Source organism: Brevundimonas sp. (assembly GCF_041919755.1).
In the GTDB taxonomy this organism is placed as follows: domain Bacteria; phylum Pseudomonadota; class Alphaproteobacteria; order Caulobacterales; family Caulobacteraceae; genus Brevundimonas.
Window position 1 is genome coordinate 182,033 of sequence record NZ_JAYRTD010000004.1, and the last position, 25,979, is coordinate 208,011.

At 64.3% G+C, this 25,979-nt stretch carries 18 protein-coding genes; 2 read left to right on the top strand and 16 right to left on the bottom strand.

The window, feature by feature from the left end:
• Positions 1-4: 4 nt before the first annotated feature.
• From dpdD to ACE3TH_RS07670, 16 genes are all read right to left on the bottom strand, one after another.
• Positions 5-2,296 carry a protein DpdD gene (gene dpdD / locus ACE3TH_RS07595; RefSeq protein WP_374598870.1) on the bottom strand — a complete coding sequence of 764 codons (2,292 nt, stop codon included), beginning with the start codon at positions 2,294-2,296 and terminating at the stop codon, positions 5-7.
• A complete protein-coding gene (gene dpdK, locus ACE3TH_RS07600; protein WP_374598872.1) occupies positions 2,293-2,832 on the bottom strand; it encodes a phospholipase D-like domain-containing protein DpdK in 540 nt (179 codons plus the stop codon). Before dpdK ends, dpdD begins: the two co-directional genes overlap by 4 nt.
• A complete protein-coding gene (dpdJ, locus tag ACE3TH_RS07605; protein WP_374598874.1) occupies positions 2,829-7,376 on the bottom strand; it encodes a protein DpdJ in 4,548 nt (1,515 codons plus the stop codon). The genes dpdK and dpdJ overlap by 4 nt, the downstream gene beginning before the upstream one ends.
• Positions 7,373-8,098 (bottom strand): hypothetical protein, encoded by a 726-nt coding sequence (locus tag ACE3TH_RS07610; RefSeq protein WP_374598876.1) that lies wholly within the window; start codon positions 8,096-8,098, stop codon positions 7,373-7,375. The genes dpdJ and ACE3TH_RS07610 overlap by 4 nt, the downstream gene beginning before the upstream one ends.
• The gene (dpdH, locus tag ACE3TH_RS07615; RefSeq protein WP_374598878.1) at positions 8,095-11,199 is read right to left on the bottom strand and encodes a protein DpdH; all 3,105 of its coding nucleotides are present in this window, start codon (positions 11,197-11,199) and stop codon (positions 8,095-8,097) included. Before dpdH ends, ACE3TH_RS07610 begins: the two co-directional genes overlap by 4 nt.
• Positions 11,196-12,101: a protein DpdG gene (dpdG, locus tag ACE3TH_RS07620; protein WP_374598880.1), complete on the bottom strand. Its 906-nt coding sequence runs from the start codon at positions 12,099-12,101 to the stop codon at positions 11,196-11,198. Before dpdG ends, dpdH begins: the two co-directional genes overlap by 4 nt.
• A complete protein-coding gene (gene dpdF, locus ACE3TH_RS07625; RefSeq protein ID WP_374598882.1) occupies positions 12,098-14,677 on the bottom strand; it encodes a protein DpdF in 2,580 nt (859 codons plus the stop codon). The genes dpdG and dpdF overlap by 4 nt, the downstream gene beginning before the upstream one ends.
• Complete coding sequence (gene dpdE, locus ACE3TH_RS07630; protein ID WP_374598884.1) at positions 14,674-17,964, bottom strand: protein DpdE; 3,291 nt, start codon at positions 17,962-17,964, stop codon at positions 14,674-14,676. Before dpdE ends, dpdF begins: the two co-directional genes overlap by 4 nt.
• 96 nt (positions 17,965-18,060) lie before the next feature.
• Positions 18,061-18,762, bottom strand: coding sequence for a 7-cyano-7-deazaguanine synthase QueC (queC, locus tag ACE3TH_RS07635; protein WP_374598886.1), 702 nt, complete (start codon positions 18,760-18,762; stop codon positions 18,061-18,063).
• Positions 18,759-19,148 carry a 6-pyruvoyl tetrahydropterin synthase family protein gene (locus tag ACE3TH_RS07640; RefSeq protein WP_368925581.1) on the bottom strand — a complete coding sequence of 130 codons (390 nt, stop codon included), beginning with the start codon at positions 19,146-19,148 and terminating at the stop codon, positions 18,759-18,761. Before ACE3TH_RS07640 ends, queC begins: the two co-directional genes overlap by 4 nt.
• Before the next feature lie 22 nt (positions 19,149-19,170).
• Entirely contained in the window at positions 19,171-20,241 is a 1,071-nt protein-coding gene (gene dbpB / locus ACE3TH_RS07645) for a DGQHR domain-containing protein DpdB (protein WP_368925583.1), read from the bottom strand.
• A 14-nt stretch (positions 20,242-20,255) separates the two neighbouring features.
• Positions 20,256-21,542, bottom strand: a complete 1,287-nt coding sequence (gene dpdA / locus ACE3TH_RS07650) for a tRNA-guanine transglycosylase DpdA (protein WP_374598889.1) — start codon at positions 21,540-21,542, stop codon at positions 20,256-20,258.
• Positions 21,539-22,639: a DGQHR domain-containing protein DpdB gene (gene dbpB / locus ACE3TH_RS07655; protein ID WP_374598891.1), complete on the bottom strand. Its 1,101-nt coding sequence runs from the start codon at positions 22,637-22,639 to the stop codon at positions 21,539-21,541. The genes dpdA and dbpB (ACE3TH_RS07655) overlap by 4 nt, the downstream gene beginning before the upstream one ends.
• Entirely contained in the window at positions 22,636-23,679 is a 1,044-nt protein-coding gene (locus ACE3TH_RS07660; RefSeq protein WP_374598893.1) for a hypothetical protein, read from the bottom strand. Before ACE3TH_RS07660 ends, dbpB (ACE3TH_RS07655) begins: the two co-directional genes overlap by 4 nt.
• Positions 23,680-23,756: 77 nt before the next feature.
• The gene (locus ACE3TH_RS07665; protein WP_374598895.1) at positions 23,757-23,966 is read right to left on the bottom strand and encodes a helix-turn-helix domain-containing protein; all 210 of its coding nucleotides are present in this window, start codon (positions 23,964-23,966) and stop codon (positions 23,757-23,759) included.
• Between the two features lie 196 nt (positions 23,967-24,162).
• Complete coding sequence (locus ACE3TH_RS07670) at positions 24,163-24,372, bottom strand: helix-turn-helix domain-containing protein (protein ID WP_374598895.1); 210 nt, start codon at positions 24,370-24,372, stop codon at positions 24,163-24,165.
• A 118-nt stretch (positions 24,373-24,490) separates the two neighbouring features.
• Here ACE3TH_RS07670 and ACE3TH_RS07675 point away from each other — a divergent pair, with 118 nt between their 5' ends.
• Complete coding sequence (locus ACE3TH_RS07675; RefSeq protein WP_374598897.1) at positions 24,491-24,988, top strand: RNA polymerase sigma factor; 498 nt, start codon at positions 24,491-24,493, stop codon at positions 24,986-24,988.
• A 14-nt stretch (positions 24,989-25,002) separates the two neighbouring features.
• Positions 25,003-25,977, top strand: a complete 975-nt coding sequence (locus ACE3TH_RS07680) for a FecR domain-containing protein (RefSeq protein ID WP_374598899.1) — start codon at positions 25,003-25,005, stop codon at positions 25,975-25,977.
• Positions 25,978-25,979 lie beyond the last annotated feature (2 nt).

Sequence of the window (25,979 nt, forward strand, 5' to 3'; positions counted from 1 at the left end):
GACATCAAGCCGCCGCTTCCCGTACCGCGTTCACAATGCTCGCGGTGCCTTTGCCGGCGGCATAGATCGGGTCCTTGCCGCCAAGTGCCGTCTTCACGCAGTAGAAGGCTTGGTGGCTGCTGCTACGCCAGGCGAAGATGAAGATGTCTGCCGTCCGCGCAAGGTTGGCGAGCGCCGAAGTGCTGACCTTGTCGGAGTTCAGTTCGACCAGACATCCAGGATACAGGCTTTGCAATGCGGCCTTGGCGCGGGCTCCGGCCGTCTCAGTCAGCGTGTAGATGCCGACCAGTTTACCCGTAAGATCCGTTGCGTCCGAGGTCTCTTCGGCGCTCTCGCCAGACGGTCTCAACGTCGCAAACGACAACGGATCCACGCCAAAATCGTGGGCGAGATATTCTATAGGCAGATAGTCGGACGCGACCAATCGGTGAGCGAATGCCTGGCACTGGCCCAGTATGGCGACGAACAGGTGGAGACGTGCTTCGCTTGCTTCGGCTGACGGCACGGGGGCGATCGCGAGCGTCTCACAAATGTCCAGCGACCAAGCCAGGTTGGCGTATGAAGCGACCTGCTGCTGAACGGACGCGAGGTCCTGAACAGCCGCGATGTACTCGGCGCTGCTGAGCCCCAGGTCGAGCAAGGCGGACATAACCGTCGAGAGCACCTCGAGGTCTGAGCGGGATACAGAGTCGCCGAGGGCGATGATCATGAGCGCCATCTGGGCGACGGGTTTCGACGCCGGGGCGTAGGCTTCATCATCGGGCAGGAATGCGGCAACGATCATCGGCAAGGCTTGCCGGATCATATCCGCCGCAGGTCCGGTGAGATTGCCGATAAGGTCCGCAAATTCGCGACATTGGCCGGCGTTTCGCCTCAGCGAGGCCGTCTCCCAAGTCGACCGGTTGTCCAAGGCATCGGCGGAGGCCTGATCTGGATCGCCTCCGTCGGCCAACCGGCGAGCCCAGTCGAGCCATCCCGTCACCGGCGTCAGACTTTCGGCCGGGCCTGACGAATTCTGGACGGTCCTGAGTTCTGCGATTCGATCTTTTAGAGACGCCGACAGACTGTCGTGAACGGAAGGCTGGTCGTCTACCGCCGCGAGGAATCTGACGCGCGCCTCGTCAGTTCCGATGAAGCGAACGCACGAAAGCAATCGTGAGACCGATTTACGGTGAAGCGGCAGCGCGAGGTCCATCTCGAAGGCCCGGTCGAACAGCCCATCGTCGAACGCCCCTTCACCATCTTCCGCCCGGGTCGAGGGGGCGGGACTTGGCGGCTCAAGGTTGGGCGTTGCCGGCGGCACTGCACGAGGCTCGGCGGCCTCCCCCACCGTCGCGGCGAGGTAGGGGGCCGCCCACTCTGTCTCATCATCTGGCAGCAGGTCCGCCAGGGTCTCGAGGATCTGCGCGGTCGGCCGGGGCTGGACGACCTCATGCAGGAGGAAGGCCTTGACGATCCGCGGGGTTCGGACGCCGTGGCGGGACGCGAACAGCCGGGGATAGGGCGAGAGGATCTGATCCGTGAACGCGCTCAGGACGCCGTCGATGTCGCCGCGTGACTCCGCGTCGTCGAGGTGTACCCGATAGAGCGCCTCAATCAGGTCGGAGAGCGTCTGGGGCGGAAGAGGCAACTCGGACAGATTTCGGATCGACCAGTGATCCAGCGCGATCTGGTCCCATTGTCCCAATCCGGCCTTGAGACGGACGTCGAGGAACTTGAGGTTCTCCTCATTCAATCTTCCGGTCGCCCTGAGTTCGGCGATAAGGCGGAGCGCCGAGGTCTCGTCCCTGGACCCGAGCGCCTTCTCAAGATCGGATCGGATCAGGCCAACCGGCCGCGGCCCTGTGCGAGCCAGCGCGGGACGTTGGCTGGCGAGCCTAGCGTAGAGCGCAAGTTTCGCGGCGATCGCGGCCTTGTCGGCTCCGGTGAATGAAAGAACCTGGCGTCCGAATCGCTCCTGAAGAGCCGCCGATGACGGGTTGCTGGACGGGGCGGGTTGCAGGGCGCTCAGATATGACGATCCAAGCCACGCCTTGATGGTGGACTTCAGCGCGTGCTGGCCGGCATCGGTTCGGGCCGTCGCGTACCAGCCGGCCAACTCCTCGCCGCGATAGAAGGGGAGGATGACAGGCCCGTCAGAGGCCGGGCCGGCCAGTGCGACGAGCCAGGGTGCTACGGCGTCGAGCTGGTCTCGGCGCGCTGTTCCCGAGACGAGCGCGTCCCAGGTAAGCCCGTTCGGCTCGCTGAAGTATTTCTGCAGCCAGACGTGTTCCGCCTCGGGAAGAGAGCCGATCACGTTTCGCTCCTCGCATAGGCCTCGAAGTTCAGCCGCGCCTGGGCGACGGTGCTGCTCGCCGTGTCGTAGACCACTGTCTCGTCGTTCAGTTCGAGCCCGTTGTAGGTCAGATTCATCGAGCCCGTCAGAAGGCCACGCTTGAGCAGAATGCCTTTCACGTGGAGGTTCTGGCGGCGAACGATCAGCAGCTTGTCAGACAGACCCGCCTCATCCGCTCCCACACGCATCGCATGGAGAAACGCGTCGTTGTGGTCGTCGAAATTCGTCGCGATCCCGAGACGGGTGCCACGCGCCATGAGGTGCAACGCCACTTCGATGAGCCGGATCTCCCGTTCGCCCCAAGCCGGGTTCACGGACGCGAAACCTCCGGCGCGGTTGTCGAACAGGACGACGTTGCTGATCCACGGGCTGACCAGCCAGGCGCGTTGATCGCCGGGCGAGACCGCTTCGGCCAGAACCATCATTTGCAGAAGTTCGCGGACCAGGTTCTGACTCGTCGCGACGCTCTTGAAGATTCTGCGGCTCTCGAAGGTCATTGGACGGCCTCCGCGATATCCACGTCCACGGCCAGTGTGTCCTCCACCCGCCTCACCGCCTGCACCCTCGCGAAGACGGACAGATAGTCGGACTGTACGGGATTGGTGGCGAGGAAGCTGAACGCGCCCGACAGGCGATCCGCTTCGTTCATCGGGCACACGAGCGTCGCCGCGCCAAGAGCGCCGAGCCTGTCGAGGCATCGAGCCCGCCAGTCTTCGTCGCGGACATCGATCACATCGAGCCCCTCGCCCAGAAACGCCTTGATCAGCAGCGGTTCCGCGGGGGCGATCTCTCCGAAGGATGAATACAGCTCCAGACCGGAGCGTCGGATCTGTGCCCCGCGAGGCCAGAGCAGGCCGTAGATGATGCTGAAGCGCCACTGGTCCGCCCCGACCGCGGGCGTTTCGATGCCGGCCTCCATCAGCGCGTCATCGATCCTCGGCAGGCTGGCGAGGCGATAGGCCAGAACCCGCGCGTCGAGTTCGACGCCAAGGCGCGTCTCCTCGGTGGTCCATCGCGTCAGGGCGTCGAGAAGAAACGCATCGCTTGCCGGTCCGCTGCCGGGACGCAGCACGCGATTGGCGAGCGCGACGATGAAGGAGTGCCCGGTGACATAGCCCTGGCGGGCCAGCGTTTCCCGAAGGCGCGTGAACCGGGCGTGACTTTCCGACGCGCCGTAGGCCGCCCGATACTCGGCCGTCGCAGCACCGAGGTCGCCCGACGGGTCGTCCTGAACCTCCGTCAGGAAACGAGTCATCTGGAAATCGCTGAGCAGGAACTCATTGTCACGGAGGGCCGCCGTCATGAGGCTGAAGAAGCGGCGAGGATCGTCCGCATACTGCTTGAGCACGTCCTCGATCAGGCCGTTCCCGCCGGGGGACAGTTCGCTAATCCAGACTTCTGCCGTGGTCTCGGACCGGAAGATGTCATCCTCCTCGCTAGGACCGCTCTGCACGTCTACAACCAGACTGTCGGAATCGATCTCGGGACAAAGGCTCGCGATCGCCTTCATTGCCGCGGCCGCCACCGTCGCGCAGAATTTCTCCTGAAGCCAAGACTCCCAACTTGCGTCGATGGGCGTCCATAGAATGGTGGCGAGGCGGTAGAGGTCCGAAACGACGCCGGGGTCCTGGAGGTAGCCTTCCAGATCTGCGCGCAGCTTGTCCTGCACGTTGCCGTGGGCGTCAGCGTCATCCACCATCGCTGACTGGAAGAGAACCAGCAGGGTGGCCTGGAGCGACAGATCCGCGAGATCCCGCTGCAGGTTGAGGGCCGCTTCTTCCAGAGTGACGCCTTTGAGAACAGCTTCTCCGGTCAGGGCGCAGATCAGGATTTGCGCCAGCCATTCGCGGGCGAAGACATTGTCCACCGCAGCGAGGAAAGGCCCCTGCCGCGCCTGGTGATGGAAACGGGCCGTCCGGATGGCCCGATACAGCGCGCCGTCCTCACCACCCAGCGAGGACCATAAGTCGGTCGGGCAAGCGATGCCCAGCCGCAAGGCGTCGACAGCCAGGGTGAAGCCGACCGCAGCCTGTGTCTCCTGGTTCTCGAAGGTGAAGGTCTTGGTGGTGGTTGATCCGTCCCGGAACCGGATGTCGGCATGGCTCGCAATGGCGAAGCGCCTCATTTCGATCGGCGACAGATTCTGGTGAGTGAGGAACCGCACCTCTGTCACCAGATCGGACCATGGATTGTTGCGAGGAAGCGGCAAGGCCATTCCTGCAAAGCGCGTCACGATCTGGGTCCGCCACTCGAGTATCGCCTGGGAGGTGTCGAGCACATTCGGCGGCGTCTGCGCCGTCCTGATCGCCAGGGGACGCAGCACCGGAAGGCTGAACACTGTATCGCCCGACCACATCGACCAGTGGCCCAGCACGTCCGCCTCCATGACGGTGGAGACGTCGATCGCCTGACTGATGCTGTCATTGAGAACGGGACAGACCCAATGTCGCTCTCCGCCATGCTGTAGCGCGTAACGCCGCGAGACACGTCCAGGGGCGAAGTCGCGCATGGCCTGCAAGATCGGCATCACCCTCGGATCGGCGTCCCCGCCATTGATCGGCGGGAGATGGATGACGACCTCGGGCAGGTTTAGATCGCTGAACAGGTTGGCCGGGACGAACTCCGGGAGCGGTGAGTTGTTGATCACCGTCTCGGTCATCGGCGGCGTCTGGGTCCACCGGGTTTCAAGGCGCCGCAAGGCTGTGGGCAGCACCTCGGTCAGTAGCGGACGCGGCTGGTCCCAGAGTAGAAGATCGATCTCTCCCGGGTCTAGACGAAGCGCTCTGGCGAGATACTGGGCGTATCGATCCCGCTCCGCCGGTTCGTTGAGGATGCGCGAGATCGCCTGGGCGAGCCGGGCCTGACGGGTCCGGTTGTCCGCCCAGTCGGACGCCTTGACGAGGTCGCGCCAGACGCTGCCCTTGGGCGCTCCTCCGAGTTGCTCGCTCAGATAATCGAACGTGGCGTAGACCGACTGAATCCGACGGACGTATCGATTGCTCGTGGGTAGACTGCGGACGGAGAGCTCCGGATCGAACAGCAGATCGTACGCCTGATAGGCGATGCGATCGCGACCGTAGTCAGAGAGAACCACCACGGTCCATGGACGCATGCGTCTCGAGCGGCCCGCCCGACCCTTGCGCTGGAGAAACTGGGCGACGTCTCGTGGAGCCTTGTGCTGAATGACAGCACCGACGCGCGGGTCGTTGAACCCGACCTCCAGAGTCGCGGTGGCCACGACGATATCGAGGTTCTTTCCTACGCCCGGGTCCAGCGACATCACCCTGCCGACGGCCTTTCGATCCGTCGGGGTCAGGGGATGGCCGATCTCCTGCGGAACTGCCCAGTCCTGGCCGTGGAGCTTGCGCTGACGGTTGGGCATCGGACGACGAAGGACGGCGAGTCCACCCCGGGGGTGGCGGTTCATGTCATGCCGCGCGGCCGAGTTGCGCCCCTCGGCGTCCAGCATCGCGAAGTACATGCGATTGGTGACGTCGAGGTCGTCGGTGAAGAGGAACAGTCGCTCGCCGAAAATCCCTTCGCTCTTGCGCGTGAGCGGCGCATCGAGCGTTCGGGACGTCAAAATCGCCGCTTGGATGGTCGTGGAGAGGAGTGCGGTCCGCGACACCGGATCGCCTCTCAGGGCGAGCATGTATTCCGCACCCTCCTCGACCATCTGGGACGAGACGGGAGCGATCTCCAGAGATGCCTGCTCGTTGAGCCCGGTCAGGCGCGCGAAGAAGCGGGAGCCATCGCGCAGTGTCGCCGACAGACCGACGAAGCTGACAGGCTTGCGCAGCATCTTGCGCCAACGCCTGAGGAGAAATGCGACCTGCGCCCCCGAGCGGCCCGAGTAGGTGTGCACTTCATCAAGCAGCATCATCTCGACGGCGCGCTCGGCCCGACCGCCGAGGCCGAAAAGATGGCGATACTGGGAGTCTCCCATCCGCTGGTTCAGCATCTCCGTGGTCGTGAAGAGGATGTCGGGGCTGACCGCCTCGAGACGATCCCTGGTGAGGATGATTTCGTCGCTGCCGATGTGATGACCGCAGGTGTCGCAATGGAGGCTCTCGACCCGATTCTCGCGATCGCCGGTTCGCCATACAAGGTCGCCGCCGCAGCCTTCCGTCGGACAGCGGATGTATTCGCAGATCAGTCCGTCAGGGTGGGGCGGCCACTTGTCATGGCCGGTCGCGACACTCTTGTGCGATTGGGGCGTCGGTCCGAAAAGCGTGCCGATGAGGATCTTTCGCCGCCCCTTGGCCGCGAGTTCGGCGTCGAGCGATCGCGCCTGCTCATAAACTTCCGCGAACTGGTCCTTCAGCAGTTCATTGCGCGGATAGAGAGCCAGGACCTTCACCCAGCGGCTCTCCGGTTCGTCGCGTTGGATGTGGGTCGCCACGCGGGCAAGCGCCGGGAGGTAAAAGGCGAGCGTCTTGCCGCTGCCCGTCCCGGCGCTGACAAGGGTGGCGCGGGAATAGGGCTGGCTGAAGCCGGAGAGGATCCTCTTGGCGGCCTCGACCTGGAAGTTGGCGAGCCTGAACTTGGGCCCGTATCGACCGATCAGCGCGGACAGGGCGGAGCGGGTTTCAGGCTCATCCGCCGCGCTGCCGATGTCGGACAGCGCCTGGGCGGGCATGATCTCGCGCCGCGGATATCGCCTTCTCCGCCATATGAACCGGAAGTCGGCGACCAGGGTTGGGGCGACTTGCCAGCCGTTCGCTCCGTCGTGTTTGGGGAACAACTGCCGCAGACGAAACATCAGCCGGACGCTCTCGGCCATTCGCGACCGATACCGTTCGCCTGGATCCTCGCCCACGTCGAAGACGAGCCCGAGCGCGACTAGCCGATCGACGACGGCGTCCACTGTCGTCAGCGTCAGCCCCTCGAAGGATGCAAGCTGGTCGATCTGATCCCCGACGATCGCCTGCAGGTCGGCATCGGGTATGAAGGCATCCACCAGTCCCCAGGACAGGAGGCGAGCTTCCAGTTGCTCCACCTGGTCCAGAACGGCGAAAACGAGGGCGTCGTCAGGACTCATTGGGTATCCACGGCCCGGATCCGGTAGCCGTTCATGCCGTTGCCGTCCTTCAACCAGACCAGCACGTCGTCTGTCAGCATCGCCAATGGCGCGCCGCCGGCCTGAACGGCTGCGAGGAAGGCTTTCACGTCCGGATTGACGTTGTAGTCGAACCGCTCGGCAATTCGCACCAGTTCTGCGGCGAGCGCACGAGCCCTTTCGATAGCCGCCGGTTCCGTCGGCAGGGACTGGAAGTGCTGCATGAACTTCTCGTGGGTCACCCGATAGGCTTCGAGGGCGTCGGTATTTTCCTTCGTGCCTGCGAGTACGCTGCGGATCTTGCCCGGCGCCTCACCCGAGAACAGGGTGGCTCGATAGTCGCGCCAGGCGTCGTGCAAAGCCTTGTCGACATCGACGATGGCGACGGCGGCTTCATCGACCATGAGACGCCAGCCTTGTCCCTTCTTCAAAGTGGTAGCGGTCCGGTCGGCTTTGAACCTTTCACGCACCGTGCTGGCTTTGCGGCGCAGCCTGCCGAGGCTGTCCGGGCTGCTCACTGGAACAGAGGCCTGTTCAAGGAGCCTCCGGCGCGCCGAGAGGCTGCCAAGGGACTGCGCCGGCGCGGCGAGATCGGCTCTCAGGCCCGCGAGTTCACTGGCCTCGGCCTGCTTGCTGGAAAGGGCCTGCAAACGCCCGAGCTTATCCCGCAGTTCAGCGACCCGGGTCGGGAGGGTCAAGCTCATGACGCCGCTCCATCGATGGCAGGGTTCGGATGCACATCGAAGCTGGCCAGAAGATCGTCGATCTCATTGGCGATACGATCCGGGTCGGCCTGGTCGCTGAGCGCGTACTTCCTATCCACATTGCTTTGGGCGAGGGTGACGATCTTCTCGGCGGCTTCAAGGAAAGACCGTGTGCGGGCCAGTTGGGTCAGGTCAAGTGAACCCAGAGCATTGAGCAGCTTGTGCACCTGATCCGCGGACGCTTCGTCCGCGATCCTTGCCTTGTCGACCAGTTCGACGATGGGACTGGTCCTGAAATCTTCGATGAGTTGCGTGAAGGCCTTGACGCCGAGGTCCGCACGTTCCGGCCAGGTGCTGGTCTCGGACAGGAGGCGGACAATCGCCTTCAAATCCTCGATAAATTTCGCCTTGTCGAAATCGTCGTCGACGTACACCGCCAGTTCTGCCCGGAACTGGCGAAGCTTGGTGATGAGCGGCTGAAGTTGCAGCCAGACGCGCTTATCACCGAAGGGTCGAAGATAGTTCAGGATATCCGGGCTGACATCCTCGGCGAGGGATTGGTCTTCCGGCGTCCGGCCGAGGCTGTCGAGCAAGCGAACGCTATCGATGGCGAAGGGGGTGCCGCCACTCCCCTGGAATACGGAGAGCAGTCCGTGAAGCTCCGCCTGCAGCAAGTCTCGCGCTGGGCGTCCGCCGATGGGTGATCGAACGCCCTCTCTCAGCGAATCCCAACCCGGCTCGAAGTCCTGGCGCTTGAATTCCGGAAGGGGGTCAAAGAGGCCCTTCAGCGTTGCGCTGACGTTTCCGGGTTTAAGCGGAGGAGCGAGGCCGCCGATCCGGGCCTGGACGAGCAAACCCTGCGCCAGGGTCTGGACCTGCAACTCCGCATCCTGAACAGCAATCTGCTCCGCCTGGGCTACCAGCCGATCGATGATCGCATGAACGGCGACATAGTCGTCATCGGCTTCGGGGTAGGTCCAGCCGCACCGCCTTTCCTCGTACCGAAGGGCGCCGAGGAACCCCGCGCGAATGGCGCCGTCCTCATCCTCGGATGTCTCGCAGACTTGAAGGGCCCGTTTGGGAGGGTTGCCCCTGGCATTGGGGATCGCGAGACTGGTGGCGGGTATGGCGCGCTTGCGAACGCGCAGACGGGGCCACTCCATCGATCTCTCAAGATGTGGCAGAAGGGCGTTGCGGATCGACCGCGCGTCACTCTGGCCAAGTTCAACGCCCCGCGCCCAGTCGTCGAGCACCGACAGCCATCGGGTGACGAAGGGGTCGCCGTCCGGTGTAGGGACGGGCTCTGCCTGTGCGCTCGCGTTGCTGGTCGCCGATGCGGCTTGCGAGGCAGCGTCTGTCGCGGGTTCGACGAAGGCGATGCTGGCCAGTTTGTGCGGCGTCGGGAGGCCGAACGCGTCGAAGAGGCCATGCGGCAGATGTGATAGTCCGTCCTCGTCGGACGGATTGCCGCCCCAGACCGGCAGGAAGGCTGCCAATCTGTGACGAATGCTCTCGCTCTGGTTCGTACGCTTGATCCAGCCGGCGAGGAAGGCGTTCGGGACGAAGGTCTTCTGATCCGCCGACGGGAAGTTGTTGGCTTCGTAAAGGCGACGAAGCAGCAGGGTATTGCGAAGCAACTCGTTGATGATCTTGCGCGGGTTGAAAACCAGGACGCCGTTCTTGATCAGGTGGGTCTCGGCGAGGACCGAGATCGCCTGCCGGTTAAAGGGGAACAGCGGCGCGCCGGCCGCTGAGTAGCCAAAGGCGTTGAGCAACGTCTGGTCCCGGTCGGCGTCGTTGTCGTCGCGCCAGATCGGCAGCCAATCGCTAGCCGTCCCGGTAGCGGTCGGCTTGAACAACCGTTGCAGTTCCGTCTCGCCCCACCGCGCGGCGTTGAGGTAGGCGCCGACCAGGTTGACGGTCGCATCCTTGATTTCGGCGTCGTTCAGGTCGCGGCCGCCGACGACCCATTCCTTTTGCGCCCGAGTGAACATGGTGTCCCGGAAGGACAGGACGCCGTCTGTCAGCGCGATGGCGGTCCGCATCGTGGCGCGGACCGTCTTCCCACCATAGCTGCCTTCCTGGATGCAAACCTTCAGGAGGGCATCCTGGATACCGGACAGGGCCGCGAAATCCTCAACGAGGAGGACGAGGTCCTTACCCTCCTGAAGGAGGGTTTCCCGAACCGCCAGGATGATGTCCTGGAAGGTCATGCCTCCGGTGGATTGCTGGAGTTGGAACACGTTGCCGATCGCCGGATCAATCGCATCATTCAGCAGATCGACGGCGATCTTGATCTTCGACGGGTCAGCCGAGGCAAGGTTGCGCTGGAAATAGCTTTTAACCGCCAGCGCCGCCTGGTTCAGGTCGACGTGTTGCGGCAGTTCAAGGTCTTCCGGCACGAACCGGCTCTTCCGGTCGTCCTCCTCCGTGCTCGTCTCGGCACGTCCCTTGAGCGCCCGTTGCACGATCCGGGACAGCACCTTTTCCAGGAAATGATCAGCCAGAGCGGCGTCCGCGAAGAGCTTGGGCAAGTCGCGGGAATGACCGATCCGGAGGCGCAGGTCCGTCCGGTCAGGGTTTTCTCGGTACTCGGTTTCGAGGCGCGCGCCGATCTCCTTCAGGGTGATCTCGAGGTGGGCGCGGAAGGTGACGGCGGCGGCCTCGATATCAACAGCAGCCACCGCTTTGGTGAGTTCGCCGCGAGCCTTCGCGTAAGCCGGGTTGTCCGCCAGCGGTTCAAGGATCCGTTCCACGACCGTGCGTAGGCTGGCGCTCTTGGGAATCCGGATGATGTGGAGGCGATCGCGTTTCGCCGACCGCTGGAGTTGGGCATCCAGCCATCGGATCATGTGCGATTTGCCGACACCCGAGGCTCCGGTGATCGGAAAGAGCAGGAAACCTGCTGGCACATCGTCGGTGAGGAAGGCCTCGAGGAGCGCCTCCTCTGAAACTTCACTTTCGAGGCCCGAGCCCACGTCCCGGGTGGTCAGGGGCGAGGGCTGGTGGACCGCGAGCAGCACGGCCACATCGGCGGTCTCCGCCTCGTTCTTAATGCAGGCGTTCACCTGCGCGGCGTTCGGCCAGTAGGCGTCGATCATCTCCGCGCTCCCGGCGCTTGGGCAGGTCGCCACACGTGGGTGAAGGATCGCCAGAGACGGCCGTTCACGCCTGTCAATTGGAGTCCGTCCGCGGCATCGGCCTTCTGTTCGATCGCCAGTTCGCCGGCCTGAGCCAGTCTTTCGATCGCCCTCGAGAACGAGGTCGAAAGCCGGTTCTCAGCCGGCTTCGACCAGGCTTTGTCGTCGAGCACGCCCTCCACCATCTGGCGGTAGATCCCGTGGTCCAGGACCGGCAGGAGCTCGACGACCCGTCCCAGGAAGTCGCGAGCGGTGATCTGCGACGAGTTGGGAAGGACATCCGGCAACACGTCGCGCAGGGCAGGCGTCGGATCGATCGTGAACGCGTCCCCTCGCCCGAACCCGAGGTAGGTGGCCCAGGCCTTGAGGCCGTTCCAGCGCGTGTCGTTCTGCAGCACGAGCTTGGACTCCTCGCGAACCTGGTCGCGTTCGAGCGCCTCGATCGCGTAATGGGAAGAGGTGTCGATGGCGTAGACGTCCTGAGCCAGAAGCCACGCGAGCGCGCGCGTCAGGTCGGCGCTTTTGTTCTCCTTCGCCTCCCAGAAGCGTTGGTTGTTCTCCGGTTTCAGGACAATTTCGCGGGCCACGGCCTGAAGCCCGGCCTCCGCCTTGTCCGGGTCCTTTCCGAGTCGCTTTCGATAGGGCTCGCTGAGGACCGTGGAGCCATCCGGCGCTTCGAAGAGGCCCAGTTCATGCCAGCGGATGAACGTCGAATTGAGCTTGCTGGAATCCACCCCGGGGGCGTCCGCCCCGCATATCGCTAACAGTTCGGCCCGCTCGCGAGGGCCGAACCTCACCGACGCACGCACCAGGGCGATGAGAACATTGAACTGACCATCACTGGCTTGGTTGAGAACGCTCATGAGCGAGAGCCTGATCGAAATTGCTCGAGAGTAAGGGTGTTGGCGCCGACGTCGCCGAGGCGGCGTCCCGGATGCCACGGATCGGGTGTGTCGGCCCCCGCGACGATTATATGCAAGGGCCGGTCAAGCTCCAGCAGATGAGCAGGTATCGGACCCGCCGCGACGACGCTGATCCGCGCGACCGGGTAGAGCGTCGGCATGATCGCCTCTTCTGCGAGATCCTGGATCATGACGAACGGATTCTCGGCCTTGCGATGTAGCGTACTGAGCCGCGGAAGGGCGACGCGGGTATCCTCGGTGACGCCGATCTCCCTGATGTTGAACAGGGAGACAGCCTCTCCCAGGACGGACCCGACCTGGATCAGGTCGATGGGGTCGGGGAGAACAAGGAAAACGATCCGGTTTCGCGCCAGATGCGGGAAAGTGTCTCGCCAGACGCTCAGGTCCTGACTTGTGACCCGTTCGATCCCGAACACGGCCGGTTCGGAGTAGTCGACGTCCCGGACGCCTTCGCGGCGATGGACCGGGCAGCCGCCGCACGATGATGACACGACGACCATGCGGCCCGGCGCATAGTGCTGGTAAAGGTCCTTCAGAAGGGCGCCGACTTCCTGGTCTCCAGTGATCAGTCGGCGCAGCCGTTCCACATTTTGATGGGCATTGTCGAAGGAGGTCTGTCGTTCTTCCTGAAGGCGAGCCGTGAAGGTCGTCTGGTCGCGATGCCCCGCCTCGTGAATCTCGACGACGCAGCGCATGTAGTATTCGGCCCAGTAAGCCTCAGCCCGATCCTCGAAAGCGGCCTTGTCTTCGTCGGCGTCACGCTGGAGGAGTTCCGGCGCTGACGCGTCGAGTTCCAGCATGCCGGCACGCGCCATCAGGATGATGGTGCGCATGTTCCAGGCGGCATTGTAGTCCGTCTGCTGTCTGAGACGCGGCGGAACCGTGGCGAGATCGATCTCGAGGCGGAGCCCGACATCGTCAAGCCGCCGGGCGTTTCGCACCATGGCGTCCCAACGCTCGAAAGCCAGCTCCTCGCTGATGAGCGACGGGGTTCCGATGCGCTCGGCGACCCCGAGGTCCTTGGCCGAGTAGATCAGAAGAGACCCGGACGCCGCGCCGTCCCGCCCGCCTCGTCCGACTTCCTGGTAGAACCGATCGACGGTCTCGGGCACCGCGGCATGCACGACGGTCCGGACGTCGCTCTTGTCGATGCCGACGCCGAAAGCGGATGTCGCGACGATCACGTCGATCTCATTGCGTGACCACGCTCCGATGATCCGGTCGCGGTCCACGTCCGGCGTTTCGCCATGGAACATATCGACCCGGTTGTAGCCTTCGGCTTTCAGACGCCTGCACCACGTTCGGGCGTCGGCCCGTTTCGTGACGTAGAGGATGACGGGCCTGGGAGCGTGCCGGATCACCTCAAGAACCTTGTCCTCCTTCAGTCGGTCATCATCTTCGCGCGAAATCCAGTATTGCGGTTCGGGCCGGATGTGCACCGACGACACCATTTGCACGGCGCCGGGCGGGCCGAAGAGGGTGTCGATCGTATCGATCGCTTCCGCGGTCAGCGTGGCGGACATCAGGATGGTGCGGAAGCCAGAGCCCGGACACTCCCGCAGGAGACCACGGCGAACGCCGGCGGCCATCTGGAACGCAGGCCGGAACCCGTCGCCCCACTGGCTGACCAGATGCGCCTCATCGATGATCAGGTAATCCAGAAGTCCCGCCCTGGCCGCGGCGTAGAGCGAGGGCAGCAGGGCGCCGGTCATGGCCTCTGGTGAGCAGTAGAGAATGCCCTGGCGTCCCTCGCGGATCGCCGCCTTGATCTCACCCTTCTCCTCGGCTGAAAGGCCGGAATGCCAGGCGAGGATGGGCCGAACGCCGGACAGCAGTTTCGAAGACAGCATGCGCAACGTCTGACGGGCCTGATCCAGGGCGAGCGCCGTGGTGGGGACGACGCACAGGCTCAGTCCGCCTTCGAGTCCTCGGGCGATCACCGGAGCCTGGGCGACGAAGCTCTTGCCTGACCCGGTCGGCAGGCAGACCAGCAGGGTTTCGCCCGGAGGCATGAGAAAGGCGCTGCGCACGGCCTCCCGCTGACCCGGCGTGACGTAGGTCGAAAAGCCGCTTGCCTCCGCCAGGAAGGGATCGATCAGTGTAGACCAGTCCCGACGAGCACGGGTCTCGGCGAAGGCGTCATCGAACAGGGGCCGATCCGTGTCGGCCAACCAGTCGGGTCGATGCGCCCGCCCTTCGATCAGAATGTGGGTTTCGGTGCTGCTGTGCGCGTTAAGACCGTATCGCGACCAGGTCTGAACATCAGGCCATGGTGCGCCGATCGGCACGCGCAGTTGAGCGGGCGCGCCGGTCTGCAGCGTCTCCCGCCTCAGCAGGTGTTTGAGCATGGGCGCCAGATCATCCATGCGATCGGCGACACCGCTGTCGCGAGCCGAAACTAGGATTTGCCGCACCCGGTCGAATACGCCGTCGTATGCATGATTGGGAATGGCTGCGTCGGGCCACCGTTCAAGGACGACCGACAGGCCGTCAAAGTCGAGCGCGCTCTCCGTCATATCCGCGCCAACGCTGTGGCGACGGCCAGGTCGGCACTGACAAAGCAGGCGCAAACGGCGTCGAGCGAGATCTTCGGTGTTCGGATGCCGTCGATCAGTTGCGCCGCCAGATCGCTTTCAAGCCGCAGGTCGCGTTCGTCACTGCCTTCGGACTGTCCCGTTCGCGCCGCTCTCGCCTGCAGCAATCCGAGGCGGCCCGAGGCGAGGGTTTCAGCCCGGCGCGCCGCGACCGCCAGTTCTTCATTGAGCGCCGGCAGGCTTCGCAAGGCGGCTTCGGCGGCGGCGCGGGCTTCGCTGCACAGATCCGCCCAATCGGAGAGATGGTCGACGCCGAGCGTCTTGAGCGCGCGCCATCGTCTGGGGTTGATGTTGAAATCCCGACCGCCCCGATCGGTGGCATTCACGCGATAGGGTGCTTCGAGCGCGGACAGAAGTTCGGCGTCGAAGACGATGCGCCGTTCGCTGTCCAGCCAGATCGTGTGGAAGCTCGGCTCCAGCGCCATGTCGCCACGACGCTTGAGGGAGGAGGCCGCGGCTGGCGTCAGCCGATTGCCCAGTTCGAGAATGTCGTACGCCGGAGCGATGTCGGCCTCCACGACGAAATCGAACCGGAAATACAGTCGTGGCGAGCCGCCTTCGGACTCCGGAAGATGCCGCCAGAACGCTGTGGACCGACCGCGTTCGTCACGCTCCGCCAGAGACCGCAGACCGGTCACAAGGGGATCGCCGTAGCGGAGCAATCGGGTCCCGAGACTGCGTCCCTGGCGGGACAGGACGGACAGCCGACGATAGCTGTAGGGTGTTGTCCATACGTCGCGTGAGCGGGTGACCCGGACATCCCGATCAATAGCCGGCTCGCAGTGTCTGAAGAAGGCGTCCAGGGGCAGAAGGGTGTGTTGGGCCCCTGTCAGATACCGGTAGCGGAATGCGCCGCCCAGGCCTGACGGAGCCTCGCCGGGGGGCTCCGGGTTGCGACCGAACATCAGGGTCGTCTGGATCCATCCGCCCAGATCAGCCTCGATCTGACGCCATTCGTCGTCGATGTCGGTCAGGGCGTCCAGCGTGTCCGCGGGGGGCGATCCGAGGGCGTCCAGAGCATCCTGCTGGTTGATGTTTCGGATCTCGCGGGCGATGCGCCCGCTGTCTCCGCCATCCTGCGCCAGCAGGTCGACAAGGCCCTCGGCACCCTCCGTGAGAAGCAGGGCCGGCAGATCGTGGACGGTCTTCTCAATGAGATACTGCAGACTGGCGATCGATCGGTCGAACACCTGCAGGCCCTCGTCGACGTAGCGACTCCAGGCCAGTTCGGTGACGTCGTCCTCGCAGCACAGCAGGAGGGATTTCACCGAGGCGCCGGAACCATAGCGATCCGCGCGACCGAGACGTTGTTCGATCCTGTTGGGATTCCACGGAAGATCGTAGTGGACGATGGTTTTTTCACCGCCCTGCAGGTTGAGGCCTTCCTCCGCACGGCGATCGCAGACCAGCACGGTCCGCGTGGGGTCGTCTCCGAAAGCCCGCCAGTCGTCGCTCGCCGGGTCGTGACGATCGACGGGGCGATCAAGAGACTGCTTCAGCGAACTCGCGATCTCGTCGGCGGTCTCCGGGTCCGAACAGAAGACGATAAACTGGCTCTTCGTCGTCAACCGGTCACGCAGGGCGATGCCCAGTTGATCGATCCGATCGCGGGCGCGCTGGGAAGCGATCGTCGACGTCAGCGTCTGATGATACTCGGCCCGCGCCCGGGGGCCTTGGGGTGGAGGTTCGGAGGCCGGGTTGATGGCGTAGGTCGCCTGGCGCTCGGCGAGATCCCGGGACGCGGACAGGCTGCCGGCATCGACCGCCGTCGCGTCTTGCCCGACCATCTCCGCGAACCGCCAGTTCTCGCTCGCCGCCGCAGCCGCACCGCTGGCCGCGGACCGGTATCGGACGACCTCGGCGCCCGCGCGATCCGGCGTCAGGCCGGCGACGTTCCGGCGCCGATGGCGCAACACCCGCCGGTGGAGGCGATACACCTCGCTGAGATGGTCGCGCACAAGATCGATCGCCGTGATCAGGTCCGGATCATCCTCCTGCGGCATTGTCACGATGATCTGACGCAGGCGCCCCGCCTCGCTCATGAGCCGGACATCGTCCGGGAACATCTCGGAGAGTTGGTCGAGCGTATCGTCCAGATACAGGGCGTTGTCGGGCGTCAGCGAGGCGACGATTTCCGCAAGAGCCTGACGTCCCTCGATGCGCTTGCGGAAGGCCGCCTCGCCGTCCAGCGGGTAGCCGGTCGGGTCCAGGAGGTGGAGCATCCGCAGGAATCCGCGCTCGTTGTGCAGAGCCGGCGTGGCGGACAGGAGCAGGACCCTGTCGATGGCCGGCGCCGCGGCCACGACTTCGCTGTAGAGCGCGGCCTCCGGCGCCCGGGAGTCCGTGGTGAGATGGTGAGCTTCATCAATCACCAGCATCGTCGCGGCAGCCAGATGGCGGCGGATCTTGTCGGGCCGAGCTGACAGCGGCGCCACGATGATCGTGCTGTCCAGGAGGTCGCCGACGAAGAATTTGGTGGTGAGCTCCGCCCGCCATTGAGACACGAGGGCGTCAGGCGCCAGGATGACGACGACGGCGTCGTCCCGATCGTCGAGAACGCACTGTCGGATCAGGACGCCGGCTTCGATGGTTTTGCCCAGGCCCACCTCATCCGCGAGCAGATAGCGCTGGATGGGGTCCTGGAGAACGCGACGAACCACCTCGACCTGGTGTGCTTCCAGTTCGATTGCGGATGAGGCGAGGGCGGACATGCCCAGCGAAGCCGCGCGCTGTCGCAGCAACGATCGCATGAACGGCGCGCGACCGTCCGTGAAACGGGGTGTTTCGGTGATCCCGGCGGACAGGAAACGGGTCGGATCGATGATGGGGCGATCCCAACGAACGTACACGGACCCCACGTCGAGGTGTCGCGTCATGTCGTTCGGGAACCGGACGAGCTGAGTGTCGCCATGGTCATCCAGGAGGCGGCCGATTTCCCAGGCCGCGAGTCCCGAATTGTAGGAATAGACCCGGGTCTGAGACGGCAGGGTCAGGCTCCGAATGTCGGCGGCCAGACACTGATGAAGGACTGGCTCGTCCATCGGCGTATCGAAATATTCGACGGTGCAGTCGGGGCCATTCTGGGCGATCAGCTTGCCGATCCCCCAGTGGCGCGCCTCGCCCGCGATGGCGGTTACGAACACTGGACGACGAGCCTCCGGTCGCCGATTTCGATGGCGAAAGCGCACTCGAAAGCCCGCCGGTCGCACACCGGTCGGACCGGCTGGACCGGACTCATCGACACTCCCCGAACTGAGCGGTGACGCTCGCGCGGATGAAGTTGATTTGCAACCGTAAAGTGAGAGTTACGCTTGTGTCGCGAGGCTCGCCCAGCGTTCAAAGCCGCTCCGGCGGAGGTCGCAGGCTGGGCATTCGCCGCAGCCTCTGCCCCACGGGTTCATCGTGTCGACGTCACCCTTGTAGCAGGTGAGGGTTTCGGCGCGGATCAACTCGACGAGTTCAGCGCCGCCGAGCGCGTCGGCCAGGGCCCAGGTCTGCGCCTTGTCGATCCACATCAGCGGCGTCTCGAGCACGTGCCGGGATTCCATGCCGAGGTTGATGGCGACCTGCAGCGCCTTGATCGTGTCGTCCCGGCAGTCCGGATAACCGGAGTAGTCGGTTTCGCAGACCCCCGTCACGACATGCTTTAGGCCGCGCCGGTAGGCGATCGCGGCGGCGAAGGTGAGGAACAACAGATTGCGGCCGGGCACGAAGGTGTTCGGCAGGCCCGAGGCTGCCGTGACGATCTCCACGTCCTGGGTCAGGGCGGTGTCGCTGATCTCGCCCAGGACGCCGAGATTGAGGATCCGGTCCTCGCCGAGTTTGTCGCCCCAGTCCTTCAGCGCGCGGATCCGGTCGAGGACAACCGTGCGGGCGTCAAGTTCAGCGCGGTGTCGTTGGCCGTAGTCGAAGCCGATGGTTTCGACGTGGTCGAAGCGATCCAGCGCCCAGGCCAGGCATGTGGCGGAGTCCTGTCCGCCGGAGAACAGGACAAGGGCGCCGCTCACGCCGCCTCGCCGAAATAGGTGACCTGATCTTCGGTCGAGTCGCGCAGCACCGTGACGCTGAACAGGGTGGGGATGTCATCCTCAAGCTTGCGCCAGATGTAGGCGCAGAGGTTCTCCATCGTGCCGGGGCCGAGGTCGTTGATCTCATCGAGGAAGCGGTGGTCAAGCGCATCGCGCGCCTGGGCCAGCTTCATCGCCAGCAGGGAGGTGTCGATAATCATGCCGCTGACCGGGTTGGGCTTGCCGCGCAGGGTCACCTGGGCGCGGTACGAATGGCCGTGAATGCGCCGGCTGCCCTCGGTCTCCACGACACGTTCGAGGGTGTGGGCGCAGTCGAAGCGGAATTGTTTGGTCAGTTCATACATGGCGTGGCGAGAGAAGATCATGAGTCGCGGGTTTGGCGCAGCGTCATGCGTCGGCGGCCTCGGCCGCGGCGGCGCGTCTGGCGCGCAGGTCCTTGCGGACGATGCCGTCGAGGTATCGCGCCAGCATGGAGATGTCGCCGGCGGTGACATTGATCGCTTTCCAGAACCGGACATCGCCATTGCCGAAGTCCCATTGGCCTGAGGTCCAGGCCGTCCGACCCTCCAGGCAGGCGAGCCCGTCGAGGAACTGGCTCCAGGTGCGGGCGCCGCCGAGTTGGGCGAGGGTTTCCATCACGTAGCCGAGCGACTGGATGCCGGCGCCGCCGACCAGGCGGGAGGTCGAGGGCTTGTGGCTGTACCAGTCCGTGGGGAAGGCCATCTTCACGGCCTTGTAGAACTCGCTGATCAGATCGAAGCACTGCCGTTCGCCGTTCGGCTCGGTGATCATCGCCCGCATGATGCCGTCGCTGAGTGAGTTCATCAGCACCTTCTGGATCGCCGTGTCCTTGATCACGCCCGACGGATTCGTGTGCAGATGGATCATCCCATGCAGGGAGGACGACTGATTGAAGTTCAGCCGGTCGGTCAGCTTGGACGCCAGTTGCCGGCTCTGCATCCGGTCGGGCAGGCCGTCTACGGTCGGCAGCAGTTCGTAGATCAACGACTTCGGCAGCGGACGGGTGTTGTTCACCAGCACGAACTGGCGGCGCAGCTCAGCCTCGTCCTGGCAGATCATCAGCGACACGAAGAGCTGGAAGTCCTTGCGGGAGGACAGCCCCAGTGCGGTCAGTCGCTGCTGGCCGTCCACGACCAGGCCTTTGGGCCCGTCCGTGAGGTCGATCGTGACCTTGCAGATCCCGTCCCCCATCTCCTCGAGTGTCACGCCTTCGGTGAAGGCGACCACGATGGCGTTGGGAATGATGGCGGTCGGCGTCTCCAGGTAGTCGCGGATCTCGCGGATATGGCCGGCGATCTGGGGGCGCTGGAAGCCGCTCAGGACGCCTTCGCCATCCCGGCTGACGCGGTCGATCTCGGAGAAACTCAGGACTTGTTCGGCGGTCGCGGCGAACGTCAGCACGTCGTGGACGGCGCTCTGTTTCGCGCGCGCCGCCATGAAGCTCAGGGTCGTCATGCGGCTTGGTCCTTGGCGGGTGTGAGAGCGTCGACGACGGTCTTGAAGGCGGCGAGGTTATGGATGCCGCGGCGCTTGTTGCGGTTGCTGGCGCGGAAGATCATCACCTCGATGCCGACGTCCTTGCAGATTCGGCAGCCGCAGCGGCGCCAGGGTTTGTCGGTCAGGGTCTCTCGGTAGCGCGACCGCAGCTTTTCCATGGTCGGCTTGTCGCGAACAAACTCGTAGGCCTGTCCAGTCGCCAGCACGGCGTTGTACTCGAGAACCGTCTCAAGAACCGCTTCGAGATCCTGGTCGTCGTGGTCGTAAGCCCGTAAGGCCGCCAGAGCGCTGGTCTCCATGCGGGTGAGGTGCTCCGCCTTGAAATCCCCTTGGCGTACGTGGCGCTGCAGACGCGGGTTCTCGATCGCCTGGGGAACGCGGATCGCCGTGTAGTAGGACAGTCGGGGGCCGTCTCCGAGCCAGTAGTTCTGTTTGTCGTCCTTGAAGGCGCGGATCAGCGGCGAGGTCGTGTCGACGCTGGTGACGTTGAACGGCACGAACTCGTGGATCTCGTTGGGCTTGGCGAAGCCGAGAATATGAAGTCGGGTCGAGGGCGGGACGGCGTCCCGGATCGCCATGAGGCACCGCTTGATCTGCTCGGCCTTCAGCGGAACCATGCCTCCGATGGCGAGGTAGTCGTACCCCATGGCGACGAGGCGCCGGGCGGCTTCGGCCATGCTGTCCGGCGACCAGCCCTGGATGACGCCCATCGGCGTGAAATCCTTCACGCTCCGGGCCTCGCGCAGGAAGGCGTCCGCGTTCTCCAGAGTGATGTCGTAACGCCGGCGCGCTTCGGCCGAACCGCCGGTCATTCCGAAGACGCTCTCGTCGAAGTCGAAGATGATGTGGTCGACCGAGCAGCCGTGGGTGAACCCGCAGTCGTGGTAGAACTCCACCGTGTCGGCTGGGGTGTAGGGCGGATTGTCGTCGGCGACGTAGGTGAAGGCGCCGCAATCTCCGAACAGGTCCAGATCCGCGAACTCCGGCTTGTTGAGGCGCAGAAACTCGCGCGCGCCGACCCGACGGAAACGCATGGCCTGCGCTTCGGTGTACTTGCCCCTGACCGGCCCGTCTCCGACGATCCCCCGCGAGACCAGCATCCCGTGATAGGGCGCATAGCCGAGGATCTCGTGCGGATAGGCATCGTCCCAATATGGCTTGCGGCCCGGGGTGTTGCGATCGTTGATGAAGTCGTAGCCCGGATCCACGAAGTCCAGGCTGTCGGCATAGATGAACTTCAACGGGTCGGCCTCGAAAGCTCTCGGTCGAGTTTGAGCAGATGCTCACTCAGACCTTTGACGTGTTTGCTGGTGGCTTGAATGTCGTCCCAGGCCCAGCCCAGCCCTTCCCAGTCGCCGCTCGTCCAGCGACATCGGGGCGCGATGCGGTCCAGGGCGGCTGCGACTTCCGCGGCCGGGTCGGCGCTGGCGTCGGCGCGGGTCCAGATCGGATCCATCAGGGCGCCCATCGCCTGGATGCCGGCCGAATGCATCAGGCGGCTGTCCTCGGAGGACAGGCCCCAGGCGTCGGGGAAGGCGTCGCGGACCGCGCTCCAGTAGATGCAGAGCGCCTGGAATGCGGCGTCCGTCCCGCCCTCGAGATCATAGGCGCCAAGCGCGCCGGCCGGACGCAGATTGGCCGCGATCGCCCGCGTCAGGCCGGAGTCGGTCACCACGCCTTTTGCGCCGTCACTCTGGGATTCGCGTTTGATGAGCCCCACGAACGGAGACTCGGGATGGTCCGCCAGCGCGGCGCACAGGGCGCTGGGGACCTGTCTCGGCTTGAGCGACTTGGGTAGGGCGATCGACATCGCTGGCAGCAGTTCGTCGATCAGTCGGGACGACAGCGGTTTGGCCTTGTTCACGAGGATGAACTGCGCCCTCTGGGTCTCGACTTCGTCCGAGATGAAGGCGACGACCGGCACTTGCAGTTGGGCCTGCTTGGCTTTCGACAGTGCGAGCGATCGTTGTTGGCCGTCGACAATCCATGCGGCCCTCTGCCCTTCCGCCCGGATCGGGATGTGGAGCACTCCGCTGCGGACGTCGCCCCGCTCGGCAGCGGGACCGCGGGCGGACTCGAACCGGACCTGAGGAGACAGCGCCAGGATGATAGCGTTCGGGAAAAGGACGGGACCCTGGCTCAGGAACTCGGCGATCTCCGAGACGTGGGCCCGGATCTCTTTACGCTGGAAGCCTTCGAGATTGCCCTCGCCCCGTCGCAGGCGGCTGATGTCGGCGACCTCGGTGACCTGATCGCCGGGCAGGAAGAAGGCGTACACTTCAATGTCCGGACCTTGCCGGGTCTTGAGCGCGCGAACCGAGAGCTTGGCCCCCTTCATCGAACACGTCCGTTTTTTCTGGCGGCGGAGACGAGCGCGAACAGACGTTTGAACCGCCCTTGCTCGCAAGCTGTGGCCAGGTCGTCGCGCAGCCGTCGCAACATGGCCCCCGACCGCCCCTGGACGATGTCCCAGTCGCGTTTGATGATGGCCGTGATCTCCTCGTCCGACCTCTTCGCTCGCGTGGGAAGTTGGCGAGCGAAGTATCCCGCCAGGCTCGCTTCCACGGCGCGACGATGCTCATCCTGGGTGCCTTCGGCGGCAATGGCGGAGGCGAAGTGCCTGAGCGCGCGCTGAGCGAAGTCGCTTTGGGTGCCGGCATGTCCGTTCCCCAGGGCGTCGAGACGATCGTCATAGGGCATCCAGGCGGGCAGGAGATCTTCCGCCGCGCCGTGGGGTTGCTCTTTCGTGAAAAGGCGAAGGCGATCGCGGCGCTCTGACGGCCACTGGGCCCACTCTTCGGCGACCATGGCGAGGTAGCCGGACGAGAGCGCCGCCAGGATCAGTCCATCCTCGGTCTCGACGGCGGTGGTGTGAAAGGGGGACTGGGTCTGGATTGACGCCCACCATTCCGATGGCGTGCTGGCGGTTTTCACAAGGATGCCGTCCGGATCACCGGCGGCGGTCGTCAGGCTGTAGGAGGGAACAGACGTCGTTCCAGCGACCAACCCGAGGCCAGCGGACACGATGGCGAGACGGGCGTCGAGCGACTTCGCGGTTTTGGCCGCGTCATGAAAGGCCCGTCCGCCATAGAGTTCGCCAGCCAAGACGGTCGGCTTCGCAGCCCGCAGACGTTTGGCCCACGCCGTCGCTACGGTGGCCGAAGACCCCTCCGCCAAGGCGCCAGCGTGCAGCGTCGGGTCGAGCGGGGTCCGCTTTCTTTTGCTGCAGTTGGAGATAACGAGGGTCACAGTTTCCGCGCCAGGTTTGTTACGATCTGCTGCAGTTTCTGCGAGCAAATCACGATTTCGAGGCGCAGTTTCCCACGCGGTCGCGGCCGAATCCAGTGAGTCTCGGAAGCAACTGTGGCGATAGATCATCTGCCGGCCGTGCCGAGCGTTCGCTTCACCGTCGGGTTTGTCCAACGGCGGAGGGCGGAAGATTGGCGCTGCCAGGTTCAGGGTTTCTGCAGGAGATCCAGCGGGTCCACCCGCAGGGCGCTCGCTATGCGCTCAACAACCGCAAGCGTCGGGTTTCGCCGTCCGCGCTCGATCTCACCAACATAGCTGTACGACAGGCCCACATCATGGGCGAGCGCCTCAAGCGTCACGTCCTGCTCAGCCCGAACGCGCCGAACATTCTTGCCGAAGACTTGAGCCAAACCCATGGCCCAAGCGCACTAGAAAGCTCATATCGAACCAGTCACTATAGTGACTAATCGAGATGTCCCGATATGATTTTGGAGTGGTTGATTTGCATCGCGGGCACGTCAGTAGGAGAGCAATTTGTCAGACAGTGCAGGGCGTTCGCTTCACCGTCGGGTTTGTCCCACGGCGGATGGCAGAAGATTGGCGCTGCCAGGTTCAGGGTTTCTGCAGGAGATCCAGCGGGTCCACCCGCAGGGCGCTCGCTATGCGCTCAACAACCGCAAGCGTCGGGTTTCGCCGTCCGCGCTCGATCTCACCAACATAGCTGTACGACAGGCCCACATCATGGGCGAGCGCCTCAAGCGTCACGTCCTGCTCAGCCCGAACGCGCCGAACATTCTTGCCGAAGACTTGAGCCAAACCCATGGCCCAAGCGCACTAGAAAGCTCATATCGAACCAGTCACTATAGTGACTAATCGAGATGTCCCGATATGATTTTGGAGTGGTTGATTTGCATCGCGGGCACGTCAGTAGGAGGGCAACTTGTCAGACAGTGCAGGAAGCCTGAACGATCGGCAGAGCCCCACACTCGCCAAATTCTATGAGAAGTACGGCACTTGGCTTAAGGGCCAAGTTCGCCGGCGGTTTGGCGCCGATCGTAGCGAGGACATCCTTCAAGAGACTTGGCTAAGCATGGCCAAGCTTCATTCGATGGATGCCATCAGACACCCGAAGTCATTTCTTCTCAAAGTGGCGGTGAACTCTGCGACGACCGAGACCAGAAAGCAGGTCGCTCTGGAGCGGGCGGAATCTGCCTCGCCGTATCCCGGTGATCTGGTAGGTGCAGAACAACACGAAACGTTGCTCCTCCGCGAGACAATCCTTGGCTTGCCACAACCTCTCCGCGATGTCTTTGTGTTGTCTCGGCTCGGCGGGCTCACGAATGACCAGATCGCCGAGCATCTGGGTATCAGGCCGAAAACGGTTGAGTGGCGCATGACCAAGGCGTTGGCGCACTGCGCAGCCAAGCTCCGGCGATAACTATGGGGCGCGACATGGCCAACCCGAACACCCGGGTTGCTGCGGCGGATACAGAGGCGGCCGAGTGGCACTCCCGACTCGGCGTCCGCAGCGTTTCGACCCAGACGCTGGAGGAGTTCTTCGCCTGGCGGTCGAAACCCGCCAATGCGGAGGCGTATCGGCGCGTCGAAAAGGTCTGGGCCGCTTCAGGACGACTGTCCGGCGACCCCCAGATGCATGATGTCCTGACCGAAATCATGGATCGAAAGCCGGCCTCCGGGATGCGCGAGCGCATACGGGGCTCGCTCTACGGCGTCGTCAGCGTTCTGGCCGCCGCCGCACTCGCCCTTGGCGCTTGGGCCTGGATGGACAGCCGGTCTGTCTATTCGACCGGCGTTGGCGAACAGCGGCTCCTGCAGTTGACGGATGGATCGACGGTCCGGCTCGACACAGCGACACGGGTTCGGGTCCAGATGTCCGGCGAAGAGCGACGGATCATCCTGGAGGAAGGGCAGGCGCTGTTCACGGTCGCGCATGATCGCGCCCGTCCGTTCATTGTCAGCGCGGGGTCGACTGACGTCACCGCGGTCGGCACGGTTTTCGATGTCCGGCGGTCGGATGATGATGTGCGCGTGACCCTCGTGTCGGGAGCGGTCGATGTTGTGAGACGCGCAGGCGCGCCGCCCGCGCGAATGTCCCCGGGGCAGCAGGCCAGGGTGTCGGCCCAACGGGTGACCACCAGGGCCGTCGACGCCCGCACCGAAACGAGTTGGACCGTGGGACGCCTGGTGTTCGAGGACACGCCGCTCCGGACCGCGGTGGACGAGGTCAACCGCTACCTGGACGACCCGATCGTTCTTGAGGGCGGCGATCTTGGCGAGGTGCCGGTCAACGGTGTGTTCCGTACAGGAGATCGGGATGCTTTCGCCTCGGCGACGTCCGAAGGGCTGGACCTCGCCATGCGCGATCGTTCAGACGGCGCCCTGATCCTCTCAAGGCGGACAAAATAAAT

Bases quoted from the DNA above. Each gene is read 5' to 3' on its own strand.
- dpdH (WP_374598878.1), bottom strand. From the start codon at position 11,199: ATGATCGACGCCTACTGGCCGAACGCCGCGCAGGTGAACGCCTGCATT.
- dpdJ (WP_374598874.1), bottom strand. From the start codon at position 7,376: ATGAGTCCTGACGACGCCCTCGTTTTCGCCGTTCTGGACCAGGTGGAG.
- ACE3TH_RS07680 (WP_374598899.1), top strand. From the start codon at position 25,003: ATGGCCAACCCGAACACCCGGGTTGCTGCGGCGGATACAGAGGCGGCC.
- ACE3TH_RS07640 (WP_368925581.1), bottom strand. From the start codon at position 19,148: ATGATCTTCTCTCGCCACGCCATGTATGAACTGACCAAACAATTCCGC.
- ACE3TH_RS07670 (WP_374598895.1), bottom strand. From the start codon at position 24,372: ATGGGTTTGGCTCAAGTCTTCGGCAAGAATGTTCGGCGCGTTCGGGCT.
- ACE3TH_RS07610 (WP_374598876.1), bottom strand. From the start codon at position 8,098: ATGAGCTTGACCCTCCCGACCCGGGTCGCTGAACTGCGGGATAAGCTC.
- dpdG (WP_374598880.1), bottom strand. From the start codon at position 12,101: ATGAGCGTTCTCAACCAAGCCAGTGATGGTCAGTTCAATGTTCTCATC.
- dbpB (WP_368925583.1), bottom strand. From the start codon at position 20,241: ATGGCGGCGCGCGCGAAACAGAGCGCCGTCCACGACGTGCTGACGTTC.
- ACE3TH_RS07660 (WP_374598893.1), bottom strand. From the start codon at position 23,679: ATGATCTATCGCCACAGTTGCTTCCGAGACTCACTGGATTCGGCCGCG.
- dbpB (WP_374598891.1), bottom strand. From the start codon at position 22,639: ATGAAGGGGGCCAAGCTCTCGGTTCGCGCGCTCAAGACCCGGCAAGGT.
- dpdK (WP_374598872.1), bottom strand. From the start codon at position 2,832: ATGACCTTCGAGAGCCGCAGAATCTTCAAGAGCGTCGCGACGAGTCAG.
- dpdF (WP_374598882.1), bottom strand. From the start codon at position 14,677: ATGACGGAGAGCGCGCTCGACTTTGACGGCCTGTCGGTCGTCCTTGAA.
- ACE3TH_RS07665 (WP_374598895.1), bottom strand. From the start codon at position 23,966: ATGGGTTTGGCTCAAGTCTTCGGCAAGAATGTTCGGCGCGTTCGGGCT.